Origin of the sequence: Cedecea davisae DSM 4568, assembly GCF_000412335.2 — a bacterium.
Lineage (GTDB): Bacteria > Pseudomonadota > Gammaproteobacteria > Enterobacterales > Enterobacteriaceae > Cedecea > Cedecea davisae.
Map to the genome: position 1 here is coordinate 1366031 of NZ_KE161030.1, position 12441 is coordinate 1378471.

Annotated in this window: 8 protein-coding genes and 1 pseudogene; all 9 read left to right on the forward strand. The window is 52.9% G+C overall.

All coding sequences use genetic code 11. From position 1 onward, the window contains the following. Positions 1–2180 (forward strand): annotated as a pseudogene (locus HMPREF0201_RS23310) (hypothetical protein); the annotation flags it as partial. Further along, positions 2177–3031 (forward strand): hypothetical protein, encoded by an 855-nt coding sequence (locus tag HMPREF0201_RS06405; RefSeq protein ID WP_016535701.1) that lies wholly within the window; start codon positions 2177–2179, stop codon positions 3029–3031. The pseudogene HMPREF0201_RS23310 and the gene HMPREF0201_RS06405, both read left to right, overlap by 4 nt. A 726-nt stretch (positions 3032–3757) precedes the next feature. Then, positions 3758–4066 carry a hypothetical protein gene (locus tag HMPREF0201_RS06410; RefSeq protein WP_055696350.1) on the forward strand — a complete coding sequence of 103 codons (309 nt, stop codon included), beginning with the start codon at positions 3758–3760 and terminating at the stop codon, positions 4064–4066. A 45-nt stretch (positions 4067–4111) separates the two neighbouring features. Next, positions 4112–4369, forward strand: a complete 258-nt coding sequence (locus tag HMPREF0201_RS22435) for a PAAR domain-containing protein (RefSeq protein WP_071704081.1) — start codon at positions 4112–4114, stop codon at positions 4367–4369. 89 nt (positions 4370–4458) lie between these two features. Beyond that, positions 4459–5532 carry a hypothetical protein gene (locus tag HMPREF0201_RS06415; RefSeq protein ID WP_244878503.1) on the forward strand — a complete coding sequence of 358 codons (1074 nt, stop codon included), beginning with the start codon at positions 4459–4461 and terminating at the stop codon, positions 5530–5532. A gap of 26 nt (positions 5533–5558) precedes the next feature. Next, the gene (locus HMPREF0201_RS06420) at positions 5559–8930 is read left to right on the forward strand and encodes an ImcF-related family protein (protein WP_016535705.1); all 3372 of its coding nucleotides are present in this window, start codon (positions 5559–5561) and stop codon (positions 8928–8930) included. 98 nt (positions 8931–9028) lie between these two features. After that, entirely contained in the window at positions 9029–10798 is a 1770-nt protein-coding gene (gene tssF / locus HMPREF0201_RS06425; protein WP_039898059.1) for a type VI secretion system baseplate subunit TssF, read from the forward strand. Then, positions 10762–11841, forward strand: a complete 1080-nt coding sequence (tssG, locus tag HMPREF0201_RS06430) for a type VI secretion system baseplate subunit TssG (RefSeq protein WP_016535707.1) — start codon at positions 10762–10764, stop codon at positions 11839–11841. The genes tssF and tssG overlap by 37 nt, the downstream gene beginning before the upstream one ends. A gap of 69 nt (positions 11842–11910) precedes the next feature. Then, the gene (tssJ, locus tag HMPREF0201_RS06435) at positions 11911–12438 is read left to right on the forward strand and encodes a type VI secretion system lipoprotein TssJ (RefSeq protein ID WP_016535708.1); all 528 of its coding nucleotides are present in this window, start codon (positions 11911–11913) and stop codon (positions 12436–12438) included. The last annotated feature ends 3 nt before the right edge of the window (positions 12439–12441 follow it).

Genomic DNA, 12441 nt, shown 5'->3' on the forward strand with positions numbered 1-12441 from the left:
CCTGTACCCCGGATCCCGAAAAGAAGGACAACAGCCTCGACTTTTACTCGCTCTATATCGGGCTTGCTCCGCTGTCTGCTTTTCCAGAGCACAAGCTGTATCAGGTTACTGAGAAGGGTGACGGGCTGCATAAGCGTGAATACACCGGCAAAGAAAAAGCCGGAGATAAGGCTCCGGTCGCGGAGAAGAATAAACTAAAAACGGGCGACAGCGTCGTTGTGTTGCGTGAGATCACCTTTGACCTGAAGGGGCAGACGCAGACGTTTGGGCTTGCCCGGGTGCTGAACAGTAAATCCGAAATGACCGGCAACGCGTTCTGGGTGTCGCTCGACCCGCAATCTTTGGCATCCGTGGGTAAGCAGATGGCGCATCTGCCGGCCTGGATGCAGCAGGCCGTTACCCAGGGGACATTTGATACCGTCGTTAAACCGGTAACCAGAATTGAGGTTGCCGCAGGCGATGCGGTGGGTTACCTGGCGGAAGACATTGCCCCTTGTGACATCCACGGTGTGGAAAAAAGTGCTTTTGTGCATATTGAAGTACTCAGTACCGACAGCCGGATGATCGATTTTCTGAGCAATAAGGCGGAGGTGAAGAACGGCCCGAAATACGTTCATATCCACCCGGAGAGTTTTGTTTATGCCCGTTCCGGGGATACCTTCACCCAAACCAAAGGGCAGGTGAAGAAAGATATTCACAAAATTATGCCGCAGGACAAATGCCATCCGTTTACCGACAGTGGCGGTAAACGCTGGTTTGATATCGGGGACGGGGCCTGGCTCAGCGAAGTTGATGTGGAAGCGGATATTGGCCAGTACGACCTGACAAAGCTGGGCTACAGTACATTTGAAGAGCCGCCGACTTCCGATATGACAAAATCCCTGCATGAAGGGTGGATCAAAGACGGGTTCACCAGAATGGCGGAGTGGGTACGGCCTGAGCGCGGTATCCGGGAAAAACAGGTCTCTGACTACTACAAAGCCCTGCTGCGAAAAATGGACAGCGATAATAGCGGCGACCTTTCGGGTGCAGAACTGCGTCACGCGGTTAATTACGCGGAGCTGGATATCAGAGATATTGCAGCGAGAATGGTGGTCAAACACGACAGTGAATGGTTTGGTGGCAGCAGCCATCATCGCTGGAGAACATTTTTCAAGCAGCTGGATCTGCTCAGTATCAGCTATGTCAGACAGTGGTTTGACGACATGGAATGGATGAGCAAGGTGGACGGATTCAGCAGCGGTGCGCCTGTCTGGCATATGCATCCTGTGGTGTTTTTGTCAGCATTGAAAGAGACTGCATGTGATTGTGAATTAAAATATGCTGATAAATTTAAAGTAACAAGATATGGCACTCAATATGGTCCTATCTATAGCGGGAGCATTTCTTTGGATAAATACCCTCGCTGGGATGAGCTGTTGAAATCAGGTGAGATCACTGAGAATGAAAAAGACATTCTCATTGCAATGTCTCAAAATGAAGGGAATATGGATGCACTCCAGTCATACGATAGTGAGGTCATAACCGCAGGGGCTATGCAGAAGACGGTGAAAGATGGCACTGGGCTAGAGGGGAAAGGGGAATTATCCGCTCAGATAGCTGCATTCAGAGATTCACATTCAGATTTGTATATAGCCCATGCTTTCAATTGTGGTTGGACTTCCGAGGGAAGTGGAACATCTGCGATAGTATATTATCGCGATGCGAAATTGACCGGTGATAAAAAAATAACTGGAAAGGAGCTTAAGCAGCTGATTAGAAATGGATGTAGTGAAAGCACTTTTAGAAAGGTTATTCATAACAAGCCCTTGGCTGCATTGGTTAAACTCATGTCTCTTCCAGAGTACTTGGATTTACAAGTCCTTGATTTTGTCAAGCGCCTTCATCATGCAGAAAACGGTTCAGTGGGTAATGGGTTTAAAATTAAAGATTATACAAAAAGCAATTTTGGACGAGCGTTAGTTTTAGATGAATCTGTTAATAGACCAGCTAATGTTGCGTCGGATTTCAAAAAGGCAATTAAAAACTTCCATTCCCATAATCCATCAGTCAATACTGATCCAAAAACATGGGGGGCTCAGCATGAAGGTAATGAGCGTCTGCTACTGGATGAATATAGATTAACACGACGAATGACTGACTCAACTAAAAGATATAATCAATTGAAGGCAAAACTATGAAGAGCAATTTATCATTTTTGTTTATGACAATTGTTATCGTTTGTAATTCTGCGTATGCGGATATAGAAGTAAAGTCTCAAAATGGAAATTCAGCTATTTTTAGCCAGCCTAAACATGGCAATAACATTGAGTCAGATGCCTGGAGTAAATTGATATTTAGTCAAGATGGCAAGGAAATGGATCTTAGTCGTGCAGATCGATACTATACAGAAGATGGCTCTAGCAAGGTGTCACCTAGTGGCAGCTATCTTGTTGTTAATAGTGTTGTTGGGGATGTTCTTGATTCTGGTGACGGCTCTAAACAGTATGTAAGTAAAGCATATTGTAGTGTTGTTGATATGCGCAATGGGTGCATTGTAAGTGATTGGGATGGTGAAGCTTGTGGTTATCAATGGGCTAAAGGTAAAGACATCCTTGTCAGCTCTGATGATAGTGATGCAGACACTTTTGATTTTCTTTCGATGAAACCTTCTGTAAAAGGAATTAAGGATTCATTTTCAACCCTAAAAACAATGGATGCCAATAACTTGATGCACTGCGATAAAGTTAGTAGTGAAAACATTGATGATTACCAGATTTTATCAGAAAAAAACCAGGAAGTAAGGCAGATAGTTCTGAGTGGTATATTTAATTACATTAATAAGTTAGAGAGAGCCTCGTTAATTAGTGTCAGTAAGTCATATTTATATTCATCCCCGGACGAAAGTTCAATAACTAAAGCTTACTTGGTTGCTGGGGATAAAGTGAAAGTCATTCAGTTATCACCAAATAAGAAATGGGCGGAAGTAGGTTATATTAGCCCTAAAGGGAAAATGTTAGTTAAATGGGTTAAGTCAGATAATGTTAAATGATTCTGATGGCCCAAATAAGAAAAGTCAGTCTGGCAATATTATTTTTTACTTCTTATGTTTTAGTATTTGATATAAAACCTGTCCCATTAAACTAATTGTGATAGTTATTGGCGTTATATTGGTGAGGATGTATCATCATCCGACTCAGCCAGAAATAAGTTAACGGCACTACCTCATAGTGTTCTTTCTGCATTCAGGTTTTTCAAAGTTCACAAATATTTGGATATTCACTCTGGGACTGATGATTTCAATAAAATAATAGCGGTTATTAATGGCGATTTTAAAGAATATGATGGTTGCCTAAATGCATTTAATAAGTCTGTGAAAAACTTCATGCAGAGCATTTGAATAGAAAGAGCGAGGATGGAACATATCCATTTATATTCAGTGAAATATACAATAGTAAAATTTACTCATTTTGGTGGGTGCTTTGGCATGACCCCAGCTCAAGACGACATGACACAGAGAAGAATTAAGATGAAGTATTGGCAGGCTACAAGCGTGCAAAAGAACCCATAAATTCCCCCCTTACTTGTAAGACAGGCACATAGAAAAATTTACGGAGTTGAGTGTCAGGATGCACTCAATTATATAAGTGGTAGAATTACTACTCTGGTGGCATCTTAATAAAAGTATTAGTTTCGGTTTTGTCAGTATTTACTATGTCACTCACTTCCTTGGCTCATTCGAGTGAAATTGTAGGATGTTTTAGCGCAGGGAAGACGAATGTCAAATTCCTCCAAATATCTCTGGATGGATTGGATATTCGGTATGTTAAGTACGAATATTCAAAATCAGCTATTCCATTTTTTTGTAAAGACAGAAGAGAAACAAGATTCTGCTGACCGCCCTTCATCTTTTACAGCTGATTGGAATGAAATACTTAGCGGGGAAATAAGTGGTTATTATACGGTAATATCACAAGGTGCTCGATTTTATCAGTTTTATTATAAGTCATTAAAAGAGAAGGTTACTCAGTTCTCCGAAAATATAAGTGCATACAATGATGATCGTTCAGGTTGTGTGTGGAAATAATATTTTTATTTCAATATTACTCTGAATGTAACAATAGGAAGGCAGATGCAAGGAATAATCCGTCTCGGTGATAAAACTACTCACGGTGGGGCAGTGTTGTCCTGTTCAACAACCATGTTCTTTGGCGATATCGGTGTGGCACGTAAAGGTGACCGTGTTTCCTGCCCGGAGCATGGCGATACCACTATCGTCGAAGGTAACCCAAATTATCGCGATCGGGGTGTTCCTGTGGCATTCCACGGCCATAAGTGTGGCTGTGGATGTACGCTTATCAGCTCACTGCCCAATGCTCTGGTGGGGTAAACGTGCCGGTTGAACTTGAGCGCATCCCGCCCCGGGAGAAATTACCACCTCGGCCACGCTTCAAACGCTGGCTGCTCCTGGGCATTGCGATGCTGTTGGCAGGGGCCGCGGCCGCATTCCTGTTATGGAAGGGCGAGCGCTCAGGTGCAGCTTTCTGGGGGTTAGCAACAGGGCTGCCTGTCGTATTGTGGGGCTTTTTGGTTGTCGGACGCTATTTTGGCTACGCGCTCCTCCGTGGGCGTTGTGATGAGAAGAATGCCACGACTGCAGCCCGGTACCGGGCGGACGTTGCGCGCGGGCAGCGCTTTGCCTGGCTTATCGGCGAAGTCCTGATTAACGGGCTGGGGCCCGCCAGTCCGATGACGCATGAGGCTGTGTTAGCTAAAAAGCCCCTGATGATGCCCTGCGAGCCAGTCAATGGTGGCGACCCGATTCGTCACCGGGCGCTGACGGCCGCCGGGGAAATGGCCGACCGGGTAGCGCATTATCTCCCGGAAATTACTGCCCGTGTCCAGAATCTGGTGGCGTTTCTCCCGTCAACGCTGACCTGTTATCTGGCGGTGGATACCGGTGAACAGTTTTCGGCATTGCCGGCTCTCCTGCAAAAAAGCGTTACTCACCCGCTGGTGCGTATTCGCGACCTGACAGGGCTGGAACTCCTCGACTACTGGCTGGACTGCCATTATGACCGTGCTGCTGCGTTACTGGTGGTCAGCGCCCAGCTTTACGAACACCCGCCAGAGGACAGTGGCGAGGCCATTTCCGTGTTACTGCTGACCAACTGCCGTCTTAAGGATATCCCGGACGTATCGGTCAGGGTTCACCGGCCGCAGATTTGCCGCGATGGCAATCTCGACCAGGCATTTGAGCGCGTCATGATGTGGTCAGGACTGGAAAAAACAGCACTGAAGCAGGCATGGACCAGCGGTGGCCAAATGGCTTCCGGCGATATCTTCAGCAAGGCCCGGGAGGCACACGCTCCGGGACTTAAAGCCGATAAAATTATCCATATTGATACTGTTGTCGGGTTTGCGGGCATTTCCGCTCCCTGGCAAGCGTTACAGCTGGCAACCCGCCAGTGCCTGAACGACAGCAAAGCGCAGCTTACTGTCACGGAACTGGCTGAAGACAACCGACAACTCTGTCTTGTCACACCAGAATAACTCTCAAGGGATTGCTCTCCACCGTTATGAAAATCGCATCCACCTTTCTGCTTGCGCTGCTCCTGGGCGCTTTATCTGTCTGCCTCATTGGCGGCGCACTCTGGTTCTGGCCGCAGTGGGTTAAGGACACCTTCAACATGGGGCCGTTCAGCACGACCGGCATTGTGATCATCAGCTTGCTGCTGATGCTGGCGGCGCTGATTATCGGTTGGGTGCTTGAAACCATTTTCACTAAGAACGGTGAGAAGCAGGGAAAACTGGATGTGATAGCCTCCGGACAGCAGGCTGCTGCATCCCAGCCAGATGCAAAACATACCGACGCGGACACATTCCGGTTTGTGGCCGAGCCTCTGGTCGATCATCTGCGCCTGCGTTACCGCCTTCGCTGGAAAGCAAAAGTGCGCCTGCTGCTGGTACAAGGTAGCGACAGCGATATTGAGAAAGTGGTACCGGGTCTTAAGCGTGACCACTGGCAGGAGAGTGACGGGATTGTGCTCATTCATGGTGGCCTGGCTGAGAACGTGCCCGATGATGACCTTTTGTCCGTTCTGAAAGAGGTGCGCCCACAGCGTCCACTGGACGGCGTGGTGCAGGTGATGAATGCGGCCGCTTTGCCGGATACGGCAAAGCAGGACACTCTGGCCCGCATGCGCTATAAAACAGATGTCCTGCTGGGCTGGCAGTTGCCGGTCTGGTTGTGGCTCGTTCGTGAAGGCACCTGGTCTCATGACGGGGAGGGCGTGCCCCCAACCGGCGCGCTGTTTGGTCCGGGGGCGACAACGGAAGAGGCCCGCGCGACACTCACCACACTATCCTCAGAATTGCAGACGCCCGGCGTGACAGCGCTGCTTGAGAACTCACGGCACCACTGGCTGCTGAGCCTGTCAAAAGCCCTTCGTGGCTCGTTACGACGCTCCCTGGTGCCATTGATAACCACACTGATGTCCGGGCCAGCCCCTTACCGTCTGCGTGGGATGATGTTCAGTCCGGCGTTTTCGGAGACCGAAACGGTGCCGCATGCGCGCCTGTCACCGCGGGTGTGGCAGGAACTCGAAAACGACAGTCGGCAGGTACATGCCCGAAAAATCGGCTTCCACTGGCAAAAGCTACTGCGTCTGGTGCTACTGGGGCTGGTTCTACTCTGGGGGGCTGGTACGTTGCTGTCGCTATCCGTTAACCGCACACAAATCTGGCTGGCGCAGAATACGGCCCGGGTTGCCGCCGACACAAAACAGCCGCTGCCTGAGCGTCTGCGTAACCAGTTAGCATTGCAGCAGACCATCGCCCGCCTGCAGAACCGTGAAGTGCACGGTGCGCCGTGGTATACCCGCTTTGGTCTGAATCAGGACAGCGGAACGCTGAAGATGCTCTGGCCATTGTACGCAAGTAACAACCAGCAGCTGATGCGCGATGCGCTGGCAGACGAACTTCACCGCCAGCTTAACGCTTTTGTGCAACTACCACCGGCAAGCAGCGCGCGCACGTCCGCTACCCAGAAGACCTACGGCCTGCTTAAAGGCTACCTGATGCTGGCCCGTCCCGATAAAGCGGATGCGGGCTGGCTTGCCGGCAATATGCTGAAGGCCTGGCCGCACCGCAGCGGCGTGCCGGACAGCGTGTGGCAGACCCAGGCGCCGAAGCTGCTCGGATTCTATGCGCAGAACTTACCGGCACACCCGGAGTGGAAAATCACTCCCGACCGCGAAATGGTGGGAACGGTACGTCAGATTTTGCTCAAACAGATTGGTCAGCGTAACGCCGAATCTGGTCTGTATCAGGAAATGCTCGGACGTATTGCCCGCAACTGGCCTGATTTAACCCTGGCGGACATGACCGGTGATACCGATGCCTCATCCTTGTTCTCCTCTGAAGAAATAGTGCCGGGGATGTTCACCCGCCAGGCATGGGAAGAGCAGGTCGAGGATGCTATTGATGAGGTGGTGAAGACCCGCCGTGATGAAATCGATTGGGTGCTCACCGATAAAACGTATCAGCCAGGTAGTGATGTGTCGCCAGAAGCATTGAAACAGCGTCTGACGGAGCGCTACTTCACCGACTTTGGCAACGCCTGGCTCAATATGGCCAACAGCATTCAGTGGCACGAAGCGTCATCACTTTCGGAGGCCATTGCCCAACTGAACCTGCTGGCGGATGTGCGTCAGTCACCTCTGGTGGCATTGATGAATACACTTGCCTGGCAGGGACAGACCGGGGCTAAAGGAGAGCGGCTTGCTGACTCTCTGGTAGATTCAGCGAAAAAACTTGTGGGGCGTAAGAAGAGCGCAAAACAGTTTATAGAACAGACGCAGGGGCCTAAAGGTCCGCTGGACGGCGTGTTTGGGCCACTCACGGGCCTGATGGATGGGAAGGACGGTACCGGCTCGAACGGTAACCTCAGCTTCCAGTCCTGGCTTGCCCGTGTGACTCAGGTGCGACTCAAACTTCAGCAGGTGACCAGTGCGCCTGATCCGCAGGCGATGGCTCAAATGCTGGCCCAGACGGTCTTCCAGGGCAAAGCCATTGACCTGACCGATACCCGTGACTACGGCTCCCTGGTGGCGGCAAGTCTCGGGCAGGAGTGGAACGGCTTCGGGCAGGCGCTGTTTGTGCAGCCGCTTGACCTGGCCTGGCGTCAGGTGCTGGCCCCGGCGGCGGGCAGTCTCAACGCCCGCTGGCAGAGCACCATTGTTTCTCAGTGGAACAAAGCCTTTGCAGGACGTTATCCGTTTAAAGCGACCGGCAGCGATGCGTCACTGCCGCTGCTGGCTCAGTTCCTGCGCAGCGATTCCGGTCGCATTGCCGCGTTCGTCAAAACCAACCTCGGAGGCATGCTGCATCAGGAAGGCAGCCACTGGGTGGTGGATCCGGCTGCCAGTCAGGGAATGAGCATCAGCCCGGCATTTCTTACCGCCATTAATAAGCTTGCCGATATCTCGGATATCGTCTTTGCCCAGGGCGACGCCGGGATGCATTTTGAACTGATGGCCCGACCGTCGCGCGATGTGGCCCGTACCCAGCTGACGCTGGATGGCCAGAAACTGGATTACTTTAACCAGATGGCAAGCTGGCAGAGTTTCACCTGGCCGGGCAACACTTACTATCCGGGCGTGGATCTGAGCTGGCGCTCAACCAGCACTGAAATGCGCCTCTATGCCAGCAACCAGGGGAGCTGGGGCTTTATCCGCCTGCTCGATAAGGCGCTGATCGCTCCGCTCGACAGCAGCCGCACCCAGCTGGTGTGGATCACCCCGGATGGCAATCCGCTGAAATTCATACTGCGCAGCGAGCTTGGCGACGGGCCGCTGGCGTTGCTTAAACTGCAGGGCTTCAGCCTGCCGCAGACCATTTTTTCCGTGGGCGCTACTGATAGCGCGCTCACCCTTGCCCGAGACGAATAAATGGTGACTGCGGTTAAACATCTCCTGATATTCCAGGTCCTCATTGATGACGCCTTCCGTTTTCTTTTTGATATTTTCTACACTCAGGATCTCCGTACATGGATGATTTAACCCTGCGTTATTACGAAGCCGAGATGCGCTACCTGCGCGAAGCCGGGAAAGAGTTTGCCCGCGCCCATCCCGACCGTGCGGCCATGCTCAACCTGGATAAAACCGGAGCCCGTGACCCGTATGTTGAGCGCCTGTTCGAGGGCTTCGCCTTCCTGATGGGGCGCCTGCGTGAAAAGCTGGATGATGATCTGCCGGAACTGACTGAAGGGCTGGTGAGCCTGCTGTGGCCGCACTACATGCGAACCATCCCGTCGCTCTCCGTGGTGGCGTTCACGCCGGACTGGCGACAGCTGCGCAAAATGGAGGTGCTGGAAAACGGCTTCTCAGTGTTGTCGCGCCCGGTCGGTCCCGATAACACAGTCTGCCAGTACCGTACGACGCGTGAAGTGCCCCTCCAGCCGTTGCATTTGGCAGAAGCTCGCTTGCAAACGGAGCCGGATGGCCGTGCCGTCATTCGTCTGCGCTTTGAGTGCCCGGAAAAGGTGGACTGGTCGAAAGCCGGGATTGATAAGGTGGCCATTTATCTCGATGCCGACAGCCCGGTGGCCTCGGCACTCCACCTTGCGCTGACTCGCCGGGTGCAGGCGATGTATGTTCGCCACGCGGAAACCCGTACAGAGCGGGTCCGCTTTGAGGGCTGGTGTAAACCGATGGGCTTTGATGACGCTGACCGCCTGTGGCCGAAAGGGGACTCAGCGTTTAGTGGCTACCAGCTGCTGCTGGAGTATTTCAGCTACCGCGAAAAGTTTATGTTCGTGGAACTTAAAGGTCTGGAGTTTGCAGGGCTGAGTCAGAAAACCACCTGGTTTGAGACCGATATCGTGCTCGACGGCAGCTGGCCATCTGACATGCCGTTTGAGACCGACAACTTCCGTCTGCACTGCGCGCCGGTGATTAACCTGTTCACACTGGAAGCCGATCCGCTAACGCCCGATCCACTGCAAAACGAATACCGGCTGCGCCCGATGCGCGTGCAGGACGGGCACACCGAAATCTACAGCGTGGATTCCATTCACGGCGCGGTGAAAAACGGTAAACATCCGTATGTCCCGTTCACCAGTTTCCGCCACCGTGGCGGCATGATGCGCCACGACGCGCCGGAGCGTTACTTTCACATCCGCGTGAAGCGCGGCCCCTCCGGCCTGTATGACACCTGGCTTATCCTCGGTGGAAAGTCATTCGAGATGGAGCAACTGTCGCAGGTCCCTGAGTCGCTTTCCATCCGCATCACCGGTACCAACGGCCAGCTACCTCGCCGCTCACTTGAAAGTACCCTGCTTGACCGGGTGGTGAAGGCGGGAAAAGTGCCGGTCAGAGTCCTGAACCTGAAGGTGCCGACCCTCCCGCTCTATCCGCCGGCAAATGACCGCTTCCACTGGCGGGTGATGAGCCATCTGGGCTCAAGTTTCTTAAGCATGATGGATAACCCGGAGGTGCTGCGCGGGACACTGGCGCTGTATGACTGGACCGACGATGAGATGAACCGTCGTCGCCTGGAGGCGATTGTGGCAGTGAAGCACACCCTTATTCGTCGCTTTGAGAAGGGCTTTATGCTGCGTGGGGTGGACATTGAAATAACCCTCAATGCCGATAACTTTGCCGGTGAGGGCGATGTCACCCTGTTCGGGGAAATGTTGCACCGCTTCTTTGCACTCTATGCCGATGTGCACCTCTTTAACCAACTGACGCTGGTACTACAGCCGACAGGGAAACGACTGCGATGGAAAGAGAATCACAGCCAGCACATTCCGGGCTGACAGAGGCGCTTCGCGACGATATCTGGCGGGTTAATTTCTATCGCTTCTGCCAGTTGCTGGAGCAGGAAAATCCGCAGGCACCGAAGCTTGGCAGTACCGAGAAACTCTCGGTCGATCCTGTACGTTTTCGCCCGTGGCCGGGAATGGGGTTTCCGGTAAGCGAACTGAAGGCGGCCGAAACCGACGAAGGCCACCCGGACCTGCCGCCGACGGTGCGCACCACGTTCCTCGGGATGTACGGTGTGGATTCTCCGCTGCCGACAACCTACCTCGATGATATTGCGCAACGCCGGGAAGGGCATGAAGCCACCACCGCGTTTCTCGATATCTTCAGCCACCGCATCCACACCCAGTATTACCGTATCTGGCGCAAGTACGCCTGGCCGGCAACCTTTGAGGCGGGCGGCCACGATGCAACATCACAGTGCCTGCTGGGGCTGGTCGGACTTGGTATTCCGGGCACCGCAGAGCAGGTGGCTACTCCGGTGTCCCGCTTTCTGGCGCTGCTGGGCACCATGCGTCTGCCGACCCGTAACGCCGAAGGCATTCGCCAACTGGTGAGTCTGCTGGCCCCGGAGACCCGTGCCACCGTTATCAGCCCGGATCCGGTAAAGGTTCCCGTCGCAAAGCGCAGCGGGCTCGGCAAAGCCAACCGGGTATCTCTGTCACAGCGCGCCACGCTAGGCAAAACCGGCAAAGAGGCCTGTAGCCGCATCCTCCTTATGCTGGCGACTGACAACCTGCAAGAAGCGCAGAGTTGGTTGCCCGGTGGCCAGATACACACCGACCTGATGGTACTGCTGCGGGTATACATGGGTTACCGCTCCGATGTACGTCTTCGCCTTACGGTGCCGGTAAGTTGTCTGCCTGAACCGCGTCTGGGTAAGACCAACCGGGTACAGCTGGGCCGCACCGGCGTGCTGGGAATGAAGCGCGACCGCCCTGCGAAACGCAGCCATCTGACCGTGAGCCTTGGCTCTTATGAAGGTCTGGCTTGCGAAACCCTGCCGCCGGCGGAGCCTGGCGGCTACCGTTTTGACTGAAGTATCTGACTTCAACATCCAGCACATTTAACACGCCCCTGTTTCTGAAAGCCGAAAAGGACTCCACGAATGACTTTCGCTTCCCTGTCGCGCAGTGCCGCACTGATGCTGCTCTGTTCCCTGTTGACCGCATGTGGCCTGACTCAGGCCGTGTCGGATGGCGCGGTCAACGCAACTAAAGCCCTCTTCTACAAAAAAATAAAAGTGCTGCATCTGGATTTTGAACCCCGCTCGGCCATCAATGCCGATGAGGCGCAGATCCCGCTTGCCACCATGATGCAGGTGTACCAGCTTAAGGACCGCCAGAAGGTGGATGCGGCGGACTACCAGGAGTTGCTACGCGATGCGGATAACACCCTTAAAGAAGACATCGTTGCCAGCAAGTCGCTACTGGTGATGCCCAAAGGCAGCGTAACCCTGAATATGCCAATGAATGAAGAGGCGAAATTTGTGGCGGTGGTGGGGCTGTTCAATCGTCCGGATATCCTTAACAACACCTGGAAGCTGGTGCTGAGTCTCGATGACCTCGACCCGGACAAGCCGCGCACCATCCAGCTCAACAGCACCGGGCTGACCCTGGTCACGGTGAAGGAGTAATGC